The organism is Bacteriovorax stolpii (genome assembly GCF_002872415.1).
In the GTDB taxonomy this organism is placed as follows: domain Bacteria; phylum Bdellovibrionota; class Bacteriovoracia; order Bacteriovoracales; family Bacteriovoracaceae; genus Bacteriovorax; species Bacteriovorax stolpii.
On record NZ_CP025704.1, the window covers coordinates 3,408,195 to 3,430,857 of the forward strand.

Consider the following 22,663-nt stretch of genomic DNA (forward strand, 5'->3'; position numbering starts at 1 on the left):
ACCTATTAACTGCCAAATATCATTGAAAACCACCAAATTATAAGCTAGGTTTCACCATATGAAAAAAGAAATGCTCATATCCTCTCTTATTGAGAAGGGATGGTTTCACGCCGAAGATTTCCTTCCCCAGGAATTTTGCTTAGAGTTATTGGAAGAATGTAAAACGCTGGAATGGAAAACCGCCCATGTAGGCGCCGGAAATCTAAAACAAGAGGCCCTGGAGATCAGAAATGACTCTATTTTCTGGATTGATGAAAAAAGCGCCAGTAACCTTCAAACAAAGTATCTGGAAGAAATGCACTCACTTATGGGTGAAATCAACCGCGAGCTTTATTTAGGGCTTCGCGAATTTGAATGCCACTTTGCCCATTATAAAACTTCAGGCTTTTATAAAAAACACCTCGACCAGCACAAGGGCAGTCAAAAGCGCGTGGTCAGCGCTATTTTTTATCTCAACGAACCTGTGGCCGGTGGAGAATTAGTTATTTACAGCAAAGAGAATCCTGAAACTGTTGAAGCAAAAATCAAACCCCGTCCAGGAAGTTTTGTTTGCTTTTTAAGCAATCAAATTTATCATGAAGTCCTGCCCACAGAAAGTGAGCGCTACTCTTTGACCGGTTGGTTCAGGACCCTATGAAAGTTAAAATCCTCGCGCAAATCATCTACTACCTTATCCGCATTTTAAACCTGACTTACCGTTATGAGTTTATCGGACTGGAAAATAAAAAACGCGCTAAAGATTTTCACCCCAACAAAACTTTTGTCTACGCTCTTTGGCACCAGAATTTAATTGGCGCTATCTTCTCGCATATTGGCGAACAGTTCACGATGGTTATTTCTGAATCAAAAGATGGAGAACTAGTCGCTGTCACCTGTGAGAAATTTGGTCACATCCCGGCGCGCGGAAGCTCTACACGCGGAGGAAAGAGGGCCCTTATTGAAATCGTAAAGACAGTTAAGCGCGGAGTTCCCGGAGCTCTTACTGTCGATGGCCCAAAAGGTCCTGCACATGTAGTAAAGCCGGGGGTCATTGAAATTGCCCGCCTCGCTCAATGTGCGCTTCTCCCCCTTTCTCCTTATGCTGAAAAATACTGGTACTTCAAAAAAAGCTGGGATCAGTTTCGCATTCCAAAGCCTTTTACAAAAATTGTCGTGGTAATTGGTGAACCGGTTTTTATTGGTGAAGATGTCAGCCGTGAAGCGTTTGAAGAAGTTGCACTTAAGGTTGGCAACCTCATCACTCAAGGTGAAGAGATTGCCAAGGCCCATTTATCTAAAAATTAATTAACTAATTCGTCTGAAAAACTCTTTTGGCATCCCATTCTTTCATAGATGTCCTGAATGTTGCGCGCTTTTACTTTAGTAGCTGAAACTTCCAGCATTGAGCGTCCGATGTAATAAGACCCAAGCCATGGCATATTCAGGTAGCGCTCAGTATCTTCTTTAGAAACTTCATCACCTTTCATTTTCTTAAGAGCAAAGATAGCAGACTTATAGTGACGTTGAACTTTTTCAATTGATCCAATAAAAGCTGCATCGTTTTTGTATTCGTTGATTTCACCATTATAATAGTTTTTAACGTCAGAGTAGATAATATCCCTATTGGTCACAACGAAATCAAACCCTTCCTGAACAATGCTGTCAGCATGCTTAAAAAGAATTCTTAACTTCTGGGCATCCTGACATAAATAATTTGAGGCCAGGTTATCAACCTTATTATTCTTAATAATGTTAGTGTACTTAGCATTAAATAAATCCAGTCTTTCGTTGAAGTCTTTAACTTCATCGTAACTCTTGTATGTCGTATACTTTAAGAATTTATCTCCCCACTCTCCATACAATTGAGATGAGATTTTTTTGTGGTTTTCAAGGATAGTCACCAGGTTGTCTGACCCATCATCTAAACCAGAGTATTCTTTAGGTGCAACGACATTTCCTAAACGCGTTTCTACTTTCTTTAACTCAACCAGCTTGGCCAGGTATTCTTCTTTTTTCTTGTCCAGCGCAGAGGCCAGCTCTGTTTTCACTTTCTGATTTTTTTCAGACATTGAATCTTCTTTCGTTTTGATATCTTTTCCAATTCTAATAATGTGGAAAAGGATATTCGCGCGGTTTTTATCATTGAAATCCTTAGCTGAAACATTCAGTGTATTCATAAAGTTTTCAATATTAAGAGGATCGAATTTCTTTAACTCCAGAATAAACAGATCATCCAACATAGGGATTGAGCTGATGTTGAGAGACTTATAATACATTGTCTGTGCCACTAATAGATCATAGTCTTGGGCCAATTGTGACATGATTAAAAGTTTTTGAGTGTCCGTCGGCATTTCTCCAGACTGATTAATTCCCGGTTGTAAGTATTTTTGAACCTTATCCAAAGTCTTTTTAAATTCTTTTAAATCGCCCACACTCTCTTCAAAGGCCTTGCGATCCAGTTCAGAATAAGATTTTGAGACACTGACTTTCTGGTCTTCCATACGCTTAAGTTCAGCAGTAATTGATTCTATCAGGGCCTTTGTATCACGGTAGTCTTCTTTGCTGGTATTGTTTTCAATATCCAGTGCCCCTTGCATATCAAGCTCTCTTCTAATCTCATAGAATGAACAGTTCAGTTTGACGAATGTCTGACGGTCAGTTGATTTTTCAAAGTCAAAACGTTGTTTGAAAATTAAGTCAATTAAGCGAAGTGCAGAGGAAATAAGGAATCCTCCACCTGCAACGATTAATCCCAGCTGATTTCCAGCAAGAACTCCAAGCTGTGTTGAATCGTAAATAAGATCAGCAGTCATTTCCAGGACGCGCCCATCTTCCATGTTACATTGATTCTTTTTAAACATGGTTGTGATATTAGAAAAGAGAGTTGAAAATTTAAGTCCACTAATAGCATTCGTGCTTTGAGTTGTGTTTCCATCACCAAGAAGACTGCCAAGAACCTCTGTTGTCTGAGAGCTGTTACTTACGATGTTCTGATTTTTTAATTCGTCCTGAATCCCTTTGATTGATTCAAGAACTTCGGCCATTTTGTCGTTATCTTTTTTAAGACAGTTTCCTTTTAAGACATCTTTAATCGCTTCTGTTTTGGCAATCAAGTCCGAGAATTTTTTTGATTCCATCGGACATGATTTCGGGCGCTCTGCTTGAGTGTTGTATCTTTTTATCAGCTGATCTGCTCTGGCCAAATCAAGTTCTGCCTGTGTCGCAAAAGCAGACCACGGCATAACTGCAGCGACGAAAGCGATGACAAAAGAGATGATTAGATTAACCATATAAACCTCATCAAACTTAAGACATAAGAAATCAATGAATAGAAAGCAAGAAATGTGCCTTGGTGAAGTTACACTTTTCAAAGAGTTGGCCCGAAGCTACTGATTAAGATATTGATAGACTGTCTAAAGTTTAGACACCAAATAGCGAAAGCATCAGAGTGCTTAATTCGATCTTATTTTCGTGATGAGGCCAGTGACCTGTATTTTCTAATAAAATAAACTGTCCCTTCTCACAAAGGGCAAGGCTATCTTCCGCCATCTTCTTTTGAAGAAAGGGATCGCGCGCTCCCCAGACAAGAGTAACTGGAACTGAAATTTTTTCTTTAGGGGATTTTTCCTTCAGATCTTTCATCGCCCGATACCAATTAAGCATAAAAGTCATCGATGATTTTTCTTTCCACTCTTTTTTTAAAGCAACAAGCTCACTCTCAGGATAGGGGGCATTGAACGCACTTTTTTTAATGGCTTCCCCAAAAAATTTAAAATTATGTGCAGATATAAAAAGTTCAGGCAACTTAGGAAACTGTATGGCAAACATATACCAGCTCTTTAAGGCCTGGGACGGATTTAATAACAAATGCTTTCTAAAAACTTCCCAATGAGGCGAACTTAAAAGAAGCGCTTTATTAAATCTTTCAGGGTAAATAGTGATTAGAAACCATCCGACTGCGCATCCCCAGTCGTGCCCAATAAGATTGGCCTTTTTGATTTGATAGTGATTCATCACATGCACTATATCCAGAGAGAGACATTCCATACGATAATCGCTAACCTTCCCAGGCCTCTCTGAGTGCCCATAGCCTCTTTGTTCAGGTGCAATCACAAAAAAACCATGATTGGCCAGAAGCTCGATATAATCTCTCCAGGAAAGAGCACGTTCTGGAAATCCATGTAACAGTACGACCGGAGGCACACCTTTAGGCCCGGCAGTTATGACGTTTAGCCGTATCCCACCAGCTTGAATCATCTCGTTTTTTAATTCCATAAAATTATTTTACTGTTAGAATGATTTAATGGCCAACCCCAATAAAAGATCGGCTCTCACAAAGGCGACAAACTTTGTAAATCTCGACCACATTCCTGGTCCACGAGGTTTATATTACCTAAACTATGTAAGACATTTTCAAAGAAATATTCTGCAGGCCTTTAAAAGAGTCAATAGCGAATACGGCCCTATTGGTAGCTTTCCCTGGCCAATGAACTCCATAATTATTTATTCTCCAGAATTCTCTAAATCAGTTCTGGTAGAAAATAGCAAAAGCTATATCAAAGGGGAGCAAATTGAAGAACTCCGCGCAGTTGTTGGAAATGGTCTGGCAACCAACAATAATCATGAATCATGGTTGAAAAGCCGTGCCCTTTTGGCCCGTGAATTCAATAACAAATCTGTAGATGGATTTGTTGAAAGCTTTAAAGAAATTTCTATTGCGCATTTTGATCAATGGCCCGATTCTTCTTTTTCTCTCGATCTCTGCGAAGAAATGAAACTTTTAACCTTCAAGATTGCCTGCCAAACGCTCTTGGGCTCTAAACTTAGTCATCAGGATGCTAAAGATGTGAATGCAGCAGTTCATTACACTTCGATAGTGACGTATAAGAGAATTTTTCAAATCTTCCCGATTCCTTATTGGGTTCCAACCCTCACCAACCTTAAATTCAATCGACATTACAAAAACCTGGATCGCATTGTAAAAAAATTGATAACTGAAGAGCAAAAAAATTCCAAGAAAGATACTAATAACTCACGACCAAGTGTCTTACAAAAACTTGTACATGCTAAAGATGATGAAACTAATTTTTCTTTTAGCGATGAAGAACTTCGTGATGAGGTTCTAACTATGATGCTGGCAGGACACGAAACCTCTGCTCACACACTGACCTGGATTTTTGGTCTTCTTGCTAAACATAAAGACATTCAGGAAGAGCTTTATCAAGAAATTATGAAGTCAGAAAATGTCCATCCTCAAAACTACATGGAAGAGATTAAAATTCTACGTTGTGTGATTTTTGAATCAATGAGGCTTTATCCAGCTTTTCCGGTCTTATCGAGAAAAACAGCTGCAGATGTAAAACTAGGAAAATTTGATATTCCCAAAAATACGAATGTGGTTATTCCTATTTATGTGATGCAAAGAAATAGCGAATACTGGGAAAATCCTTCCGAATTTAGACCAGAACGATTTTTAAATGAAGCTAACGAAAAATCTTATGCTTTTCTTCCCTACTCTAGAGGTCCTAGAAGATGTATTGCAGAGCTTTTTGCGAACACTGAAATGGCAATTATTGTTGTTTTAATGCTTAAGCGCTTTTCTCTTTCTCTAAAAGCAAGTGAGCTGCCAGAAGAAGAAGCCTTCGTGAGCCTAAAGCCAACTGGTGGGATGCTCATTGAATTTTCTTGGCGCTAAAACCCTATTTCTTTCTCCATGAATCCAGACACTATTTAGGCTAAAGTACTTAGAGATAAATGAGCCCGTGAAAATATATTGTTCATTTGGGTTTAGGTAAATCTTGGATTGAATCGTTAAAAGTTTCTTTTTAGAATGCTTATGCTCTAAAGACATCGGATTAAAAAGCTTCATATTAGTATGGTGGTTTTTATGAAAGTATCCTCCCATAGTAAAGAAGTTTGCAACTTTATAATATAGATTGTGATTGAGATTCACAATCTCTACAGATCCATCTACATGGTCGCGATGACAAACATAATTAATGTGGGCAAAGATTGTTACAATTGTTAAGAATGAAGGAATATAAAAAAATAAAAATAAAAAATTCCCAAGAAAAATATACCAGATCGCAAGCCTTAGAACTAAATTTAAATGAAAGACCACCGTTTGAGCCTTCATGATTTTTTGGTAATCTTCTTCTTTTCCATGCACAGAGAATAAATAAGCCTTTGCTGCTTTAATCATGTATCTCATAGGAGCAGATAAAAAAACAATAAAACTCATCCCTTTAGGATTAACCGGGTCCATCTCATCATCTGAGTGTTGATGGTGAAGAATGTGAACTAAAGAAAAATTTGTAAATCCATAAAGAACCCAGTATCCACAATATTCACCTACAATCCTATTGAATAACTTTGTAGAAACTGACCTGACCCCGAAAATCTGGACTATTCAAAACCTTACACTCTGTTAAACTTTAACATGTAGAGGGTAAAAAAATGAAAAAATCAAAGTTCAGCGAAGAAAAAATCGTCCATATTCTCCAAGAGGCCAAGTCGGGTAATTCAACTGTTCAAGAAGTCTGTCGCAAACACGGCATCACCACAGTGACCTACTATGCTTGGAAAAGAAAATACAACGGCGTTGAAGTGGCCGAGCTTAAAAAAATGAAAGAGCTTGAAGCTGAGAATGCAAAACTCAAACGTCTTGTGGCCAATCTCTCTCTTGATAATTTGATTTTGAAGGATATTAACTCAAAAAAGTGGTAGGCCCCAAAATAAAGCGCACAATGGTGAGCTACATAAGAGACAGCTACAGGATGAGCTGCTCTAGGGCCTGCAGAATCCTTGATCTTCAGAAAGCAACCTTCTACTACAAAGAGGTTGAAGACGTTGCTGAAATCAAGCTTAGAGCGCGTTTAAAAGAGCTTGCAGAAAAGCATCCAGGTTTTGGGCTTAGAACTTTACATGAGATCACCAAAAGAGAAGAACTTGTTATAAATCATAAGCGAACTGAGAGAATTTACAAAGAAGAGAAGCTCTCTCTTCGTTTAAAAAAGAAAAATAAGAGAGCGAGACATTTAAGAGTTGTTCAAGTTCCTCCAGAAGCTCCTTTAAAAACGTGGTCGATGGATTTTGTCCATGACAGATGTTTCAGTGGGAGAAAAATTAAGTGCCTCACAATCATTGATCAGTTTTCTAAGAATTGCCCAATGATAAACGTCGGAGTGACAATGACAGGAGCTGAGGTTGCAAGAGCGCTTGATACTTTAAAAATTAAAATTGGGTTACCAGAAGTCATTTTTGTAGATAACGGGCCAGAGTTTGCGGGAAAAGATTTGGGGTTATGGGCGATGAAGAACAATGTGAAGCTGCATTTTATCGAGCCAGGAAAGCCTACTCAAAATGCGTTCATAGAATCGTTCAACGGGAAATTTAGAGCACAATGTTTGAATCAGCATTGGTTCCAAACGATCGAAGAAGCAAAGATTTTAATTGAAACATGGAGAAAGGAATACAATAATTTCAGACCTCATAGCTCTTTGAATGGTCTGACTCCGGAAGAATTTACTAGGCAATTTGAAATGAAAAAGATAAACGGTTTTGATCAGGATGTGAGATTAAAAGTAGTCTAGCGTTTGGGGTCAGGTCAAAACATTAGAGTGAGAAGCATTATGAAGAAGGGAAGAAACAATTAATCCATTAATCAGTGCAAAAACACCAATAACGACAACTTTAAAAAAAGTCACATCAATATTTATTTGCCAATTAATCTTTAGTAAAAAAAGAATAAGCGCTGACATTACTAACATGTCTGCTAAGTACGACCTAAGAAGATAAGTCTTGTCAGTTCTAATTTTGTAAAAGATTTTTGATGGTGTCATATATTTTACTTAACCGTCAAAAGGTCTAAGTTCATTCCAAATTCTGCAAATGTTTCTTTGATATCACTAATTTTGTGTGGGTAATGGGCACATTTGAAGTAATAACCTTTTGAACGAGACACACCACTCATTCCGTTGACGTATTTAACTGTACCAAAAGCCAAATCTTGTAGTTTTTCAGCAGTCGTGGCCTCTCTAAAAACGGCCGGGCCCATTTCTGATTCTGTCACCATTCCATGATGAGTATTGCACTCTTTCATATCTGCCCTATAAGAATCTGCTCCTTCACCGTAATAATAAGCACTATGACCTTTATTCAAGCTTCCACACTGAAGCAGGAATTCATTTTTGTTTGCGTCCCTCAGAGAGAATTCTTTTCCTTCTCCGAGATTAGACCAATCAAGATACACTCTTCTAAATTCGCCACGTCCTGAAAGAACCTGGCCTTTATTTAAAACGATTTTTTGACTCTCATTATTAACCAGCATGCAACCATAACCCCCACCATCTGTGATTAGACGGGCGCGGTTTACACCTATAATGATTTCTTTATTGATTGTGATTTTGACTGCATCGACAGCTTCAATGGCCGAGTACGTATTTCCAGAGAAGTCTTCAATATTTAAGTGTGAGGGAATTTCTTGTAAAGAAGCACTCATCGCGACTGCACTTGAGAGAAGTAGTGAAGACATTAAAAATGACTTAAGCATAGAGACCTCTTTTGAGTTTAAAATATAGGCCTAGAATACAGGGGGTCTGTTTCACTAAACAGATATCGTGTAATAATGAGTGCTGGTGTAAAAAGAATAGACAGGTTTAATACTAGAGAAGCTTAACTTGATCTGGGTCTAAGTACTCTTCTTTATAAAGAACGTAGGCCTTGTAATGATTGCCATACTGAGTGATCTCTTCTGGTGTAAGCGCTCGTTTCACGACCGCAGGGTTCCCCATAATCATACTATTTGGAGGATACTTCTTTCCAGGAGGAACGACGCTTCCTCCTGCCACAACTGAATTTGCCCCGATATAGGCCCCATCCATGATCACTGCACCCATACCGATCAGACAACTATCTTCAATCGTGCAGCCATGAAGAGTCACGCTGTGACCAATACTCACGTTCTCACCAATAGTGAGCGCGAAATCCTTCGTCACATGAAGCATGGTTAAATCTTGAACATTGGTGTTTTTTCCGACAGTGATAGTGTTGACGTCGCCGCGAGCGACACACTGATACCAGATATTGACGTTTTCAGCGAGAATGACTTTCCCGATGATATCGGCACTGGGAGCGATAAACACTCCCTTTCCTAATTGCGGGTTAATTCCTTTAAAGGAATAAAGAGGCATGATCCTATTGAGCTGCTGCTGCTGCAGGAGCTGCGCCTTCAACTAGCTTTTTCCATGGAAGACGTGAAACGTAAGCAGCAAGGTCTTTCATATCTTGTGGAGATAGACCTTTTAGGATTGGGTTCATAACTGGGTTTGAACGAACACCAGCTTTCATATCAGTAAGTTGTTTTTCAATGTACCAGTCGAACTGTCCACCGATGAAAGGAGCTTTTTGAGAAGCTTTCCCCTCTCCACCTTTACCGTGACAAGAAATACACTGATTATAAAGTTTGTGCCCTTTAACAAGCTCTGGAGTGTTCAGGTCTACAACTGGAGCGTATTCCTTTACTTCAACTTCTACTTCAGCAACTTTTTCTTTTGGAGCCGTTAGCTCATGAATAAGCTCAGTTCTTTTTTCGTAAGCTTCTTCTGTTTTATGAAGATCAAATTTAGCATTTGAAACTGGAAGAGATTTGTATGAGAACAGCACAAGCCCAAGTACGAACGCTGTTAATACACCTAAAAAAACCATCAATCTTGTCATGACTCTCCCGCCTTAGACCTTGAGAAAAAAAATATACGTTTAAGACTCGAATTATAGGGCATTATTAAAAACTTGGCAATTTTATACGCCTTGCAAAAGAATTTTTTCTACATCACTTAGAGTTTTTAATTCATGCAAGAGATTTAGATGTTCCCCTTTGATAAACCCTTCTGCATTTGAGTGTCTTAGATAAGACAGCAGTGAGTCATAAAAACCTTCGAAGTTTAAAATATAGCTCGGCTTCTGATGGTATTTTAATTGAGTCCAAGTCAGAACCTCAAACATCTCATCAAGGGTTCCCATTCCACCCGGTAAACTTAAAAAAGCATCTGCGTTGTCATACATAAGCTGCTTTCTTTGATGCATGTTATCCACTACGTGAAGTTGAGTCAGTCCACTGTGGGCCACTTCGTAATCGACTAATGCCTGAGGAATCACACCAATGACTCTTCCTTTATTTTTTAAAACGCTATCGGCAATCGCACCCATCAGTCCGATCGAAGCACCACCGTAAACTAAACCTACATTGTTTTTTACTAAAAGCTCGCCAATGGCATGGCCTAGCTCGAGATATTTAGAACCCTGGCCCGATGCCGAACCACAAAAGATGCAGAGGTTTTTCATTTAGAGCGCCCTTTATCAAAATAGAAGAAGTATTCTTTGTTACCGGTCTTCCCAAGAATGGGTGAATCACATTGATCGACCAGGAAAAATCCCTGGGCCTTACACCACTCTTTCATTTCGTGCATCATCACCAGGCGATGGCCTTCGCTTTTAACAATTCCATTCTGGTCTACACCTGTTGGACCAACTTCAAACTGCGGCTTCACCAAAGCGATGATCGCCCCTTTTGGTTTGACCAGATCGAAAATATTTTTAAGAACTAATTTTAATGAAATAAAAGAAAGATCCACGACGGCCAGGTCAACTTTTTCACTCAGCTCGAATGGATAACGGATATTAATTCCTTCGTGATTTTCCACGCGCGGGTCTGTGCGAAGAGACTGGGCCAATTGGTCATGGCCGACATCAATACAGTAAACTTTTTTAGCCCCTTGATGAAGAACATAATCAGTGAATCCGCCAGTGCTCGCACCGACATCGGCCACAACCAGTCCTTCCGGGTTAATTTGAAAACGAGCTAAAGCTCCTTCAATTTTATGGGCCCCACGAGAAACATACTGAACATCTTTTCTCACTTCTAAACCCTCGGCGGTTACTTGTTGAGAGGCCTTTTCGACTTTTTTCCCTTGATAAAACACCACGCCTTCTTCGATTAAAAGCAAGGCCTGCGACCTGGTCGAGGTCAGTTTTGCTTCAACGAGAACTTTATCTACGCGGTCTTTGGTCATAGTGAAACTGGAGTGATAACGATTTCAATCTGCTCTTCGTTTCGCTCAACGTGAGTGATGGTTTTCGTATCGCCTAAGTAAATATCCAGGTTGGGTTCGTTAAAAGTTTTAACGATCTTCCCATTGATATTGTAAAGATCACCTTTAATGCGCACGAAACCTGACGGTCCGTACTCATGAACACTTTGAACATAAAAAGCAGAGATATCGGCCTTAATCCCGTTTTTCATCTGAATGAGAATATGTTCTTTTTCATCCACTGACTGGATTGAATGTTGCTCTGTAGACAAGAAGAACCCTTTTCCGATTCCTTTTTTATAAATAAGGCTCACTTTTAAACCGATTTTTGCTTCCGCAACAGTTGTGAGCGCCATAAGGCTTAAGACTAATAAAATTTTCATTCTAAAATCTTAAAGGATGATGCTTAAGGCTTCAATCGAATTGTGTACAGATCAGACGTTTTGGTGCATACTTTGTTGACTACATATAGGGGTCAATAGCTCAGTTGGTTAGAGCTCCCGGCTCATAACCGGGTGGTCCTGGGTTCAAGTCCCGGTTGACCCACCAATTAAACCACTGGATGAATTTCTGGTGGTTTTGTTTCCTCTAAAAATTCACCAAACATAGTTACCCCAATTTCCTGACAATCTTATGAATAATCTTTTCTAACATTCCTCTATGAGTTACGTTGAGTGATTTTACCATTTCTCCAAGAAAAGTTTTTAAAATGGCCAATGATTTCGGGCCAACACAGCCCCGCAGCATTAAAATATGCGGCACTGTTAGTTAGTAAGTGCAAATCCCATTAGTTCTTAAAACATTTGCCAATTTTTTATTCGATTTTTCATCATCGCCTAAGACAACAAGTATTTTTTCACTATCAGGTTTATTACCCAAAGAACTTATCAGCATTGAGAAGGAAGAAATTTCATTTATATTATCTGAATTATCTTTTACAAAAACTCTATCGGAATCAGATGACTGCTTATAAATTGTAGTCTTTAAATCCAGGATCTTGTAATCTATTTTTTCTTTGAATCCATTCGCAAGTAAGACCTCCATGCATATACTATCTTTGCCTGCATTAATTACATAGCTTGGTAATATATCTCTTTTAAGTAATTTTTGAGCGAACTTGTGAGCTTGAGAGTTTTTATTTTCTTCAGCAAGGATTTTTATATTAAACCAAAAATCATCTTCAGTTAATTTTATATAATCTCCAACATTCTTCTCCAGGAATTCATTCATCTCAAATGAATCTGGCTTAACCAATATCTTTGAAATTGATTTTAAATATGAAGGAAGTATTGGAGAAGACTTTTTACTTTTCATCTCTCTTTCAATTAAATAACGGAAAATTGCTTCAGCCATATACTCTGCAACCTTAACCTTGCGATGATAGTAAACGGACTTATTCATCAGCTGTCTTGAAATAAGATAAGCCTCATAAGGCTTCACTCCTTTATAATATAAACCTAATGTTTTAGGATCATTCTTAGAATGTGTAATAACCTGAAGACAGTTTATTAGATATGTTAAATCAAATTTACCAATGCTAACTCCTGAAAAATGAGAATCTCGTAATAAATAGTCCATCCTATCTACATCTATCTGAGAAGAAACTATTTGCTTCAAGTAAGAAGGGTAGTATTTCTTTTTTGTTTTTTTAATAAATGGTGATGCAATCTTCATTGGATCAAGTTTCTGTTTTTTTATTGCTGCATAAATATCTGAGCTTTTATTTTTAATTATCTCTGCTGTCCAATGTTCATGCATCGGAATTACTTTTAACTTATGATCTTCGGCTAATCCCTCTAAAACATGTTCAAAGGAATGAGAAAAGGGTCCATGTCCGACATCGTGCAACAGGGCAGATAATATAACACTTTCAAAATCATTTTTAATTTCTTTCTGAATTGCATGATCTTGTTCAGATAACTTTCTCAACACTAACGAGGCTAAATAAGCAGCACCTAAAGAATGTGAAAATCTTGAATGAGTTGCTCCTGGAAAAACAAACGAAGCTAAACCTAATTGACTAATTCTTCTTAGTCTTTGAAACGAATTTGTGTCTATAGCTGATTTTAAAACTTTCTTTAACTTTTCATCGTTTCCAAAATCCATTACTTCATGAATTGGATCATTAATTATGATTCTTGCCATATACCCTCTCTGTCGGGAAAATAAATTCATGGAATGGCTTTATAAAGCCATCATTTAAATCAATAGCCCTAGCCTAGTAGTTTAAATTTTTAATTTACCTATCTTAAATCAAGCAGCACTATCGATTTCCTCATCTAACTCTTCTTTAGAATGAACCAATTCCGGTCTTTCAGCTAATTTTTTGTATTTCGCAACTAATTGTTTTAGAAGATCCGCTCTTGATTTAACAAGATGAGTGTTTGTTGATTTTTTTGTCTTTCCCATTGAGACTGCAGGAATTGCATTCCATAGCCTACAGAGTATGTCTTTATCAATTTCCACCTTATCATTGCCAACAATTTTTGCAACGTGATTTTTCAAAATAGATAGATGATGAATCATTTCTAAGACTAAATTCGCTTTCAACTTTACATCTGAAGCTTCTTCAAGAATATAAACAGCCATAAACCTATCATGTAGAAATTTTATCGAACGCAAGGCTTGATAAACTTTTAGATAGTCTTCATGATCTTTTGAATCTCTATCGGTACCATCAATCATTAAATCTTGATAGCCGGTTAATACGCTCTCTAAATTGTGAAAAAGCAATTCGTTTTTGACAGGCCCTAACCATTTTCCAACTTCGTGCCCATCAATAGCTAAAAGATTATTAATTTCTAAAATAGCTTTTTTAAAAGGTGGCAGCTCTGCTCCAGCTGCAGAGTCTTCTTCAATTTCTATGAAGTAAGTTAAATTCGTTAAAGCTCTCTTTTGATTTTTTGAAACTTCTTCTTTCGTATGTTTTTGATGCAGCTTCTCCCATACAAATACCAAAAGTCCTAAAATTAAAAATTCAAACAATCCTTCTGTTAATGTCCAATACCAATTATGATCGCTGCGATTAGAAGATTCAATTCTTACATAAGGTTGGTTTTCTAAAAAAGGCTTGTCCCAAACGAGCATTTGATTATTCTTTAATGTTTGAATTGCAACAATCGCCTTCACATCTGGACTCACATTTGTTCTTGCTTCATAAGCAGAAGAACCCCAAAAGCATAGTGCCCAAAATGCAGTAAGTATTAAAAGCGAGCTCTTAATATTTTTATGATCTAAAAAGAAGTTTTTTATCTTTATAAGTAGATTCATGAGAATGCCCCTTTCAATTAGTCTCCGAGCATCCTCATCGGTTATTATTTACCTACTCTTAAGACTTTTATCTCCTCTAACCTCCTTAAATCAAACAAATACCCATCTATATTAATCAAATAAGAATATAATCCTCACCACCCAGAACTCCACACAAATTCCGAATCCCCTTGAGGCATAACGATATCGCCTTCGACCGGAGCATAATGATTTCCTTTAATAGGATAAATATCTAACGTCAGCCCTTTATAGTAGGGGATGCTGTGAACCATTTTGGGTTGCCCCTTTTTATATTTCCCTGTCATCGGAACAAAGCTACAATCCATCGAATAGATCGAGCTGAAGTGATCAGTTCTTTTCTCCATCAAATAAAGCGTATCGCCTTGCACGTGTTTTAAAACAAAAAGTAAATGCCCGCCGACTCTCACTTGCTCATGAAAAGCTTTGGGTAAATCAAATGCGCCTGCGGAGAAGACAGCTTTGTCATAAGGAGCTTCAGGTTTCCATCCATCAACAGCATCCCCAGCATGAACTTCAACATTGGTAATTCCACAAGACTCAAAAGAAATTTTAGCGCGCTCAATAAGTTCTGGAATGATTTCAAGGCTTACGATTTTTCCTTTCGGGCCAACGATTCTACTCATTAAGGCCGCATTCCATCCGCTCCCTGTTCCTAATTCAAAAACGTTGTCACCTTCTTCGAGCTTTAGCATATCAATCATTCTTAAGACAAAGGACGGCTGGGATATAGTCGAGACGATCTGGCCTTCAGATGCATAAATCCCCAGAGGGAAATCGCCGTACAAATAGGGCAAGTACTCTTCAAGATTATTCTCGGTGATATTAATCCAGTCTCCATCAATGCGGAAAACAGGAACGAATTTATGGCGAGGAACTTCCATAAAAGCACGCTTTACTTTTTCACTCAATGGATGATGGATGTTATTTTGTTCGGCAATCTTGATTAATTGATTTTGGAATTCACTGACTGGCATATGACCTCCTCTTTGCTCATGATTGCACCGAATACAGAATTGCTCTAGACTGAAGATGTTTAATTTATTCTCAAGGACAATAGATGACTCAAGTGACTATCTACGATAAGTACGGTGGATATAATTTCTTTCATAAGATCATCTATGAGCTTTACTTAGAATTATTTGATCACATTGAAATTAGTTATCACTTCATTGGCGTCGACATTGAGCGCCTCTCTAATTTGCAAGCACAATACTTGTGTGAAGCGATTGGAGGACCAAAGATGTATGAGGGACGCAATATCGCAATCGTTCACAAATACTTGAGAGTAACAGACTATGAATTTGACACTGTTGCCACACGCTTTGCCGAAATCTTTAAGAGCAATGGATTAAATGATGAGGAAGTAAAGTTCATCATGAATTTTATTAAGTCTAAACAACCGGCCGTGGTCACTGCAAAAAACACAGCAATGGACAGGATCGCGCGCTGGATTTACAAACGCCTAAAAAAGATCAAAGGATTTTTTAAGCAACTAAGAAGCACATTCAAATTCTAAAATAAATGTGGTCCCGGTTGTCGGGGCCATGTCCTCCGCACTTTGAGAGACAACGGCAATTTTCCCGTCGAGCTTCTCTACATAGGTTTTAACGATAGGCAGACCAAATCCTGTTCCCTCTTCTCCCGATGTTCCTTTTCTAGATGTCTTGCTTCTCATGTCGAAAAGTTTTGGGAGGAGATCTTTTGGAATACCAATCCCTGAATCTTTTATATAGATAACTGCGTTGGTTTCTTTCTTTTCCACTTTGATAGAAATTTCACTTTTCTCTGGTGAAAACTTAATCGCATTGGAAAGAAGGTTCCCTAAGATTTGATGCAATAACAAATCACCGTTGGCGCGGATCGGGCATGCATTCATATCACTGACCACATTAAGTGAAATATGCTTGGCTTCCATTTTCTCAGAAAAGTTTTCTTTCAACTGGCCCAGAAGTTCAAAAATTTCTACATTCTGGATTTCGATCCCGTTTTTTCCCAGCTCTGTCGCGTACAGGTTTCTCACGTTGTTGACGATGTCGGAAATGTTATAAGAGGCCTTTGAAATTTTTCTCACTGATGTCAAGGCCGTCTCCGGCAGAGGCTCTTTATTTAAAAGATTGCTCCTTCCAATAATAACCGTTAGTGGAGTTGAAATGTCGTGAGTGATAACACAAATTAGATTCTGGATTCCTTCTTTTTTGTCTTCAATTTCTTTTTGGTGCATTTCGACCAGAAGAAGAAAAACCCAAACAATAATAGCGGCGACAAAAATCCAACCGAATGTGACGAGGGCCTGGGAGATAAGGAGCCCATTCGGTGTGATCAAATAAGGAAATGGATATTCTCTCATTTCCAAAACGGCGAAACCTAAAACCACCAGTGTACTGATAGTGAGCCAGGTGATAATCCCTCTCTTCCCCGTCACGACTCCGGCAATCAATGGAAGAATCCCAAACCAGATAATAATGTTGCTATGAAAACCACCGCAGAAAAAACCAAAGGTCGCCTGGTGAATCATCCCGGCCGCGAGGAAAACGTTGGTGTTGAATTCAAGGCGATTATTAAAACGAAACAACAATGGCGAGAGGAGATGAATGACACTTGCAGTGATTCCCACGATCCCAGGAAGAGGATGTAGGATTGTTTTGTAGGCCAAAAGAGCATAGGCCCACATCAATATGCCCGTTGCTAAAACACACACTAGATGACTGTGTATATGCCTAGGCGCCAGGTCTTTTTTCTGAAGACGCTTTTTTGCTACGAACTGGTAAAGGTTCATGTATGCATTTAGGAATAGTTCACCCATATGGAGTAGATTCTACATAAAAAAAACTGTCCGTTGCTTGAATTTATCATTAAGATAAAAATAATTTTAACGGACTAAATTAGTATAAAAATGAAAAAACTCATTCACCTTTTTAGCGTTTTGCTTTTTGTGGGTTGTTCTTCAAACCCTGTAGGACCAGTCGCAACTTTTAAGCAAGATGGTCTGGTTATTTCTGTTAATGCTGAAGTCGCAGATAAAATTGAAGCAACCTTAAAAAGCGAGCTTCTTTATATAAAGACTATTGCTGAAAGCGATTTTAAAAATGAACTCTTAAAAACACTCTCTTCTATTAGTTTCATTGATTACCAAAAAGATAACTGTGCCAGAGGCCAGGTCGCTTGTTCAGATAAAATGAATGACGGCAAAATTTTTATTAATCAAAACTTTTTTCAGATGCCTTCCATCGAACAGTTCACGGCCCTGCTTCATGAAGCTCGTCACCTGGAATCACAAAACTTTGAGCATATGAAATGTTCCAAACGCCCGGAGTGGGGTTATGAATGCGACGAAAGCATTAACTCCCCTTATGGATTGGAATACAAATATTTGCTTCATAAATTCATCAATAAAAAAGATGATCAATCTGCTCGGGTAATTCAGAAGATTTTTCTTCGCGTAAATAAAATTTAATTTTACTGTAATGTAAAAGTAACTTATGCTTTAGCTTTATTATTCTTATGGAGGAGTTCTCATGAAGAAGCTTTTAGCTATCGCTATCTCTCTAGTATCTGTTAATGCTTTTGCTGCTGGTTACGGTTCAGCTGGATGTGGTCTTGGATCAATCGTTCTAGGTGACAAGCCAGGATTCATGCAAGTTTTCGCTGCTACTACAAACGGAACATCTGGTTCACAAACTTTCGGTATCACTTCTGGTACATCTAACTGTGGATCTGCTGGAAAATCTTCTGAGCAATTCATCGAAGCTAACAAAGCTTCTCTAGGAAACGACATCGCTCGTGGACAAGGTGAAACTGTTGATTCACTAGCTACAATCATGAACGTATCTAACAAGACTGAGTTCGCTGCAGCTCTTAAAGCTCAGTACTCTGAAATCTTCAAAACTGGTGATGCTAAGACGATCAACTCAAAGATCATCGCTATCGCAAAATCAAACAAGTTACTTTAATTTTCTCTTAAATAAGGGAGGAGGCTCCGCCTCCTCTCCTCTACTATAGACAAAACATGACTTCTACCCTGCGCTCCGCTCTTTTCTTCTTCCTCTTTTTTTCAGTAAGCTATGCTCAAGACCAATACTATTCTCCTGTTTGGAAAAACCTGCTTCACTACAACCGTGCTCTTTTAGGCGTCTCAAGTGATGTCGATGACCCCGCCTTCTTTGTTGCTAAAGATGGAAAAAATAATCCGCTTCACGAATTAGCGGAAAACGTTCTTAAAATAAATGCCAAAGATAAAGAATACATCTGCCGTTTCCCGGCGAGATTTAAATATTTAAACAGAAGCCAGAACCTTAATATTGATGAATCTATTTTAAAGAGCTGTGAAAAATATCAACAATACCTGGCCGACCATTACCCAAAAACCGTTCACCTGGTTTTTTCATCTTACTATCTTGAGTCCCCTGCTTCGGCCTTTGGTCACACTTTCCTGAGATTTTCTAAAAACGAATCTCTCTCAAGTGATAAACGATCAGAGCTTCTCGATGTAGGAATCAACTATGGTGCTTCCAACACTTCAAGCAATCCATTGGTCTATACAGTATATGGAATCTTCGGTGGTTTTCAGGGAACTTTCTCTTCTATTCCTTATTTCTACAAAATCCGTGAGTACAACGATTTTGAATCCAGAGACCTTTGGTCTTATGAACTCAATTTCACTGAAGCCCAAAAAGAAAAGCTGCTCGATCATTTATGGGAGTTAGGTGGAACGTGGTATTACTACTACTTCTTTACTGGAAACTGCTCACAGAAAATCATGGCGCTTCTTGATGGAGTTGAGCCTTCATGGAAACTTCTCGATAGTCTTCCAAAATATATTATCCCTGCCGAAACTATTAAGGCCCTTTATAATGTTCCGGGGCTTGTGAATCACATCACTTTCCGCCCAAGTAAAAGAAGAATGTTCCAGGAAGCTTACGGTCAACTTTCAACAGAAGAAAAAAGAGTTTTCAAGCAAGTTGTCGATCATGACGACTGGAATCTAGTCCAAAGCAAAGATATCTCAACAGCTTCAGCGGCAAAAATCCTGGATGTTATCATTGAGTTCATCGACTACAAATATTCGAAAGAAGTTCTTTTTGAAAAAGGACCTAAGTACGAATGGAAACAAAAACTCCTGGCCATCAGAAGCCAGAATCCTGAAAAGGGAGCCGATCTCCAAATCCCTCCTCCAAAAGATGAAGAACCACATCTTTCTCATCCATCGAGAAAACTAAAACTCATGGCGGTAAAAACTGAGCACTCGAATGACCTGACATTTAAAGTCTCTCATCGTTTTGCACTTCACGATTTCACTGATCCAACTCTTGGTTCACCAAAGTTATCGTCAATCAACTTTTTTAAAGTGGACCTGGAAGCTTCAAAAAAGGCGCTGAAAGTCGATTCAGTCACAGCAGTTGAAGTGGCTTCATTTAATCCTTGGGGAAGTTATTTTTATCCGGTGAGTATCTACGGGATCATCGATTACTCAAAAGATAGAATGAATCTTTGTGGCGACTGCCGCGTCTTTAAAGGTTCTGTGGCCTCAGGTCCATCGTGGTCTTTTTTCAATGACCGCTTCATTCCTTTTATCTTTGCTAGCTCTGATTTTATGTACGCAACAGCATATAATAAAAATTTTGAAATCAATGCTGGTATCTATACCGGTGTGATCTTAAGAGTCTCTGATTGGTTTTCAAGTTTTGCCAGATATAAAAAGGCCTATGCTCTTTTTAATAAAAAAGAAAACTACATGACCGAAGTTACTGGTCAGTTCCACCATACTAAACACGTTGATACCAGCATTGAAGCTAGCTTTTCTGATAAAAGAAAGCAGTACATGGTGGGATTCAATTTCTTTTATTAGGAGTTATATGAAGTATCTTTTTCTTCTTGCCCTACTTGCTTCTTGTGCTGAACTTCAAAAAAATACCAACGTCAACATGATGGCAGAGGCCGAGTCTGTAAGAGTCCTTGAAGCCGATGCACCGGCCGGTTCTTGCACAGTTGTCACAACTGTTCGCGGGGAAGATAACCTGATGAACCTTGGAAAAGACACTGCCGTCGCAAACATGAAGAAATACGCTGAAGGAAAAGGCGCTAATGCTATCTTCGTCAAAGAGTGCAAAGAGACAAAAACAGCTATTTCGACGATCACGACCTGCAAAGGCATCGCTTACAAGTGCCCATAAGCAACAAATTCTGAAAAAATTACAAGGATTCTATGAGAGCTCTCTGGTTCTGATAGAATCCTTGGACTATGAAAAAATCAATCTTATCCCTGAGTCTTTTAAGTCTTTCCTTCAACCTGTTTGCTGCTGAGGCCGATAACTTCACAGCACGCACTCTGGATCTTGCTGATGCCGCAGAAGAGGTCAATGTCCTGGCCAACAACTACCTGAAGAAGGCCATCGTTGATTTAAACAAGGCCGGTGGATGCAATGAGGAAGCCCTTTATAAGGAATTAAGAAAATACTTCGCCAATCACAGTAAAGGCGAACTGGTTAAAAACATTCTTTACCGTAATGCCGTGGCAATCAATAATCTTCCAATCAAACAATCGGTTTACGAAAACTGGGAAAAAGCTGATGGATTCCTGCTTGGAAGAAAAAAAGCTGCAACCAGCCCTCTGGCCCTAAGCCCACTGATTAAAATCGGCGATGAAATTGTCGGTGTCGATAAGTTTGAACACATGTTTGGAATGGGATTTACTTACTTCACAAAGCACTACCAAAAAGGCAAAGATATTAAAGATGTTCTAAGCTACGGAATCGCCCTGGAAAAAACTATTTTGGGTGGAAACGTGTTTGCCACTGGTGTTTTTTCGTACGGTGACCTTTCAGCTAACTTTAACGGAATGAGATTCTGGAACCACGTTCTGCAAAAGAACGACGATATCTTGGGAAGTGAACACAACCTTGGCCCTTACGTGACTTGTTCAGCTTCTAAATGGCAAATTAATGAGAAGAACCCAATCGATTTTAAAAACTATATCGACGCTTCAATGGATGAAAGTATCAATTGCAGTAAATTCGCCGGCACAAAGGCCGTAGGAAAGTTTAAGGCATCCATTAAGAAAAGAGGCTTCGTCGACAGCAACAACCAAGCGCTTTGTCCGGTTGAGCCATCAAGGCTTCAGGAGATGAGACAGAAGTATAAGCCTTCCGGGATCGAGCACCTTATCATCAACGATGAAGGTCTTGGCAAAGTCTCTTACTTTAACGAATTCTAGAAAATAAAAAAGCCTCCATTTCGGAGGCTTTTTTATTTAAACTTTTTAAAAGATGAATTAGTTTCCAACAGCACCAGTTTCATCAATCTTTAACTCACAAGAGTAGTTAAGAATAAATGCTGACACTCTTGTACACTTAAGATCTCTTCCAACTCTTACAGTTGTCTCTAAGCTCCCTTCTCTTTTTGATGTTTGTGTAGCAGCAGATAATTTTTCGAATACAACTTGTGCAGCTTCACCCTGAATTAATAAACCAGCAGTATTTCCGCTAGCGTTCCAAGCGCGTGATGTCCCTTCCCAAGTTCTGATTGGTGAGCGTGCGAATGTAGAAACAGATGCAGTCAGTGCAAGAACAGCGATTAATGTTTTCATAAAAACTCCTCATTGGTTAGAATGAGGAGCTTCTATCATTGTTGGTCTCAGTAAAGAAAGGGCCATCTGAACTATTTACAGCGAGTCAGCGCCTCTGAAGATGATTGGGAAGCCTTCACACTTGAAGAAGAAAACTCAGCCTGAAGAACTTTATTTTTTCCCAATGTTAGTTTGTATGTTGTTGTCACGTCTGCATATGTATTGCGGGCCTGTTGAGTTCCTGTCTTATCCATCAGACCCATCACACAGTTATAAGCACCATTCACATCAACACCGCACTTGTACCCCATCTCCTGGTATGTACAGATTTGTGTTTCTGTTTTTTCTACGGCCTTTCCTTGATTTAGTGTTTTACGTAAGTACAAATCATAGTTTAGACCTGAGTCTTTCGCTAAGAGCGTGAAAGTCTCATCGTTATGGTAGCTATCTGTTGGAACATCAATAGTTAGGGTTTGCCCGTTTTGCTTTAAAACCAGTTGTGGATCAAGTAGTGAAAATCCCAGAGGTACCTTCTCCGTCCTGATTTCCATATAACCCTTATTCAATGAGATGGTACGTCCTGCGTGTTGAGAAAGGACGACAGAATCCTTGCCCGGAATGGCCAAAATCCCTTTATGATCAATTTTTGAATTGATTAACCCTGCGTGTGCAGCAACAGGTAAAATAAGTGTCGAGAAAACCATGCTAAGAGCTAAGACATTGTTTTTCATAATGACTCCGAGAT

At 38.8% G+C, this 22,663-nt stretch carries 27 protein-coding genes and 1 tRNA gene; 12 read left to right on the top strand and 16 right to left on the bottom strand.

Annotated elements, in window-relative coordinates:
• The first annotated feature begins 58 nt into the window (after window positions 1-58).
• The gene (locus C0V70_RS16835) at window positions 59-637 is read left to right on the top strand and encodes a 2OG-Fe(II) oxygenase (RefSeq protein WP_102245033.1); all 579 of its coding nucleotides are present in this window, start codon (window positions 59-61) and stop codon (window positions 635-637) included.
• Window positions 634-1,284 (top strand): lysophospholipid acyltransferase family protein, encoded by a 651-nt coding sequence (locus C0V70_RS16840; RefSeq protein WP_102245034.1) that lies wholly within the window; start codon window positions 634-636, stop codon window positions 1,282-1,284. Before C0V70_RS16835 ends, C0V70_RS16840 begins: the two co-directional genes overlap by 4 nt.
• On the opposite strand, the gene C0V70_RS16845 is transcribed toward C0V70_RS16840, so the two are convergent.
• Entirely contained in the window at window positions 1,281-3,269 is a 1,989-nt protein-coding gene (locus C0V70_RS16845; RefSeq protein ID WP_102245035.1) for a hypothetical protein, read from the bottom strand. The genes C0V70_RS16840 and C0V70_RS16845 overlap by 4 nt on opposite strands.
• Window positions 3,270-3,399: 130 nt before the next feature.
• Window positions 3,400-4,254, bottom strand: a complete 855-nt coding sequence (locus C0V70_RS16850; protein WP_102245036.1) for an alpha/beta fold hydrolase — start codon at window positions 4,252-4,254, stop codon at window positions 3,400-3,402.
• A 28-nt stretch (window positions 4,255-4,282) separates the two neighbouring features.
• On the opposite strand from C0V70_RS16850, the gene C0V70_RS16855 reads away from it, so the two are divergent.
• Window positions 4,283-5,674: a cytochrome P450 gene (locus C0V70_RS16855; RefSeq protein WP_102245037.1), complete on the top strand. Its 1,392-nt coding sequence runs from the start codon at window positions 4,283-4,285 to the stop codon at window positions 5,672-5,674.
• On the opposite strand, the gene C0V70_RS16860 is transcribed toward C0V70_RS16855, so the two are convergent.
• On the bottom strand, window positions 5,630-6,388 hold the full coding sequence (locus C0V70_RS16860; RefSeq protein ID WP_102245038.1) for a fatty acid desaturase: 759 nt from the start codon (window positions 6,386-6,388) through the stop codon (window positions 5,630-5,632). The two genes, C0V70_RS16855 and C0V70_RS16860, sit on opposite strands and share 45 nt — an antisense overlap.
• A gap of 47 nt (window positions 6,389-6,435) precedes the next feature.
• Between C0V70_RS16860 and C0V70_RS16865 the strand changes: the two genes are divergently transcribed.
• The gene (locus C0V70_RS16865) at window positions 6,436-6,705 is read left to right on the top strand and encodes a transposase (protein ID WP_102242960.1); all 270 of its coding nucleotides are present in this window, start codon (window positions 6,436-6,438) and stop codon (window positions 6,703-6,705) included.
• Between the two features lie 20 nt (window positions 6,706-6,725).
• Window positions 6,726-7,571 (top strand): IS3 family transposase, encoded by an 846-nt coding sequence (locus C0V70_RS16870; protein ID WP_102242961.1) that lies wholly within the window; start codon window positions 6,726-6,728, stop codon window positions 7,569-7,571.
• A gap of 9 nt (window positions 7,572-7,580) precedes the next feature.
• Here C0V70_RS16870 and C0V70_RS16875 read toward each other — a convergent pair whose 3' ends face one another.
• From C0V70_RS16875 to C0V70_RS16905, 7 genes are all read right to left on the bottom strand, one after another.
• Window positions 7,581-7,820, bottom strand: a complete 240-nt coding sequence (locus C0V70_RS16875) for a hypothetical protein (protein WP_102245039.1) — start codon at window positions 7,818-7,820, stop codon at window positions 7,581-7,583.
• Window positions 7,821-7,825: 5 nt separating this feature from the next.
• The gene (locus C0V70_RS16880) at window positions 7,826-8,530 is read right to left on the bottom strand and encodes a hypothetical protein (RefSeq protein ID WP_102245040.1); all 705 of its coding nucleotides are present in this window, start codon (window positions 8,528-8,530) and stop codon (window positions 7,826-7,828) included.
• A 112-nt stretch (window positions 8,531-8,642) separates the two neighbouring features.
• Window positions 8,643-9,212, bottom strand: coding sequence for a gamma carbonic anhydrase family protein (locus C0V70_RS16885; protein WP_243733575.1), 570 nt, complete (start codon window positions 9,210-9,212; stop codon window positions 8,643-8,645).
• Window positions 9,175-9,696 (bottom strand): c-type cytochrome, encoded by a 522-nt coding sequence (locus tag C0V70_RS16890; RefSeq protein WP_102245042.1) that lies wholly within the window; start codon window positions 9,694-9,696, stop codon window positions 9,175-9,177. The genes C0V70_RS16885 and C0V70_RS16890 overlap by 38 nt, the downstream gene beginning before the upstream one ends.
• 81 nt (window positions 9,697-9,777) lie before the next feature.
• A complete protein-coding gene (locus C0V70_RS16895) occupies window positions 9,778-10,320 on the bottom strand; it encodes an LOG family protein (RefSeq protein ID WP_102245043.1) in 543 nt (180 codons plus the stop codon).
• Complete coding sequence (locus C0V70_RS16900) at window positions 10,317-11,048, bottom strand: TlyA family RNA methyltransferase (protein ID WP_102245044.1); 732 nt, start codon at window positions 11,046-11,048, stop codon at window positions 10,317-10,319. The genes C0V70_RS16895 and C0V70_RS16900 overlap by 4 nt, the downstream gene beginning before the upstream one ends.
• Window positions 11,045-11,449, bottom strand: coding sequence for a hypothetical protein (locus tag C0V70_RS16905; RefSeq protein ID WP_102245045.1), 405 nt, complete (start codon window positions 11,447-11,449; stop codon window positions 11,045-11,047). Before C0V70_RS16905 ends, C0V70_RS16900 begins: the two co-directional genes overlap by 4 nt.
• Window positions 11,450-11,538: 89 nt before the next feature.
• On the opposite strand from C0V70_RS16905, the gene C0V70_RS16910 reads away from it, so the two are divergent.
• A tRNA-Ile gene (locus tag C0V70_RS16910) sits at window positions 11,539-11,615 on the top strand.
• Between the two features lie 219 nt (window positions 11,616-11,834).
• Here the strand turns inward: C0V70_RS16910 and C0V70_RS16915 are convergent.
• The 3 genes from C0V70_RS16915 to C0V70_RS16925 all read right to left on the bottom strand — a co-directional run bounded on the left by C0V70_RS16915 (window position 11,835) and on the right by C0V70_RS16925 (window position 15,331).
• A complete protein-coding gene (locus tag C0V70_RS16915) occupies window positions 11,835-13,211 on the bottom strand; it encodes an HD domain-containing protein (RefSeq protein WP_158649731.1) in 1,377 nt (458 codons plus the stop codon).
• Between the two features lie 108 nt (window positions 13,212-13,319).
• The gene (locus C0V70_RS16920; RefSeq protein WP_102245047.1) at window positions 13,320-14,336 is read right to left on the bottom strand and encodes a hypothetical protein; all 1,017 of its coding nucleotides are present in this window, start codon (window positions 14,334-14,336) and stop codon (window positions 13,320-13,322) included.
• 134 nt (window positions 14,337-14,470) lie between these two features.
• Complete coding sequence (locus C0V70_RS16925; protein ID WP_102245048.1) at window positions 14,471-15,331, bottom strand: protein-L-isoaspartate O-methyltransferase family protein; 861 nt, start codon at window positions 15,329-15,331, stop codon at window positions 14,471-14,473.
• A gap of 83 nt (window positions 15,332-15,414) precedes the next feature.
• Here C0V70_RS16925 and C0V70_RS16930 point away from each other — a divergent pair, with 83 nt between their 5' ends.
• Entirely contained in the window at window positions 15,415-15,873 is a 459-nt protein-coding gene (locus tag C0V70_RS16930; RefSeq protein WP_102245049.1) for a group I truncated hemoglobin, read from the top strand.
• Here the strand turns inward: C0V70_RS16930 and C0V70_RS16935 are convergent.
• Entirely contained in the window at window positions 15,850-17,160 is a 1,311-nt protein-coding gene (locus tag C0V70_RS16935; protein ID WP_102245050.1) for a sensor histidine kinase, read from the bottom strand. The two genes, C0V70_RS16930 and C0V70_RS16935, sit on opposite strands and share 24 nt — an antisense overlap.
• Before the next feature lie 90 nt (window positions 17,161-17,250).
• On the opposite strand from C0V70_RS16935, the gene C0V70_RS16940 reads away from it, so the two are divergent.
• From C0V70_RS16940 to C0V70_RS16960, 5 genes are all read left to right on the top strand, one after another.
• On the top strand, window positions 17,251-17,811 hold the full coding sequence (locus C0V70_RS16940; RefSeq protein ID WP_102245051.1) for a putative periplasmic lipoprotein: 561 nt from the start codon (window positions 17,251-17,253) through the stop codon (window positions 17,809-17,811).
• A 61-nt stretch (window positions 17,812-17,872) separates the two neighbouring features.
• Window positions 17,873-18,307 carry a DUF3015 family protein gene (locus tag C0V70_RS16945; RefSeq protein WP_102245052.1) on the top strand — a complete coding sequence of 145 codons (435 nt, stop codon included), beginning with the start codon at window positions 17,873-17,875 and terminating at the stop codon, window positions 18,305-18,307.
• Window positions 18,308-18,363: 56 nt separating this feature from the next.
• Complete coding sequence (locus tag C0V70_RS16950) at window positions 18,364-20,202, top strand: Lnb N-terminal periplasmic domain-containing protein (protein WP_102245053.1); 1,839 nt, start codon at window positions 18,364-18,366, stop codon at window positions 20,200-20,202.
• Between the two features lie 7 nt (window positions 20,203-20,209).
• Entirely contained in the window at window positions 20,210-20,527 is a 318-nt protein-coding gene (locus C0V70_RS16955) for a hypothetical protein (protein WP_102245054.1), read from the top strand.
• Between the two features lie 68 nt (window positions 20,528-20,595).
• On the top strand, window positions 20,596-21,567 hold the full coding sequence (locus tag C0V70_RS16960) for a hypothetical protein (RefSeq protein ID WP_102245055.1): 972 nt from the start codon (window positions 20,596-20,598) through the stop codon (window positions 21,565-21,567).
• A 57-nt stretch (window positions 21,568-21,624) separates the two neighbouring features.
• Here C0V70_RS16960 and C0V70_RS16965 read toward each other — a convergent pair whose 3' ends face one another.
• Together C0V70_RS16965 and C0V70_RS16970 are read right to left on the bottom strand one after the other, a co-directional pair.
• Window positions 21,625-21,939, bottom strand: a complete 315-nt coding sequence (locus C0V70_RS16965) for a hypothetical protein (RefSeq protein ID WP_102245056.1) — start codon at window positions 21,937-21,939, stop codon at window positions 21,625-21,627.
• Window positions 21,940-22,010: 71 nt separating this feature from the next.
• Window positions 22,011-22,649, bottom strand: coding sequence for a hypothetical protein (locus C0V70_RS16970; protein ID WP_102245057.1), 639 nt, complete (start codon window positions 22,647-22,649; stop codon window positions 22,011-22,013).
• Window positions 22,650-22,663 lie beyond the last annotated feature (14 nt).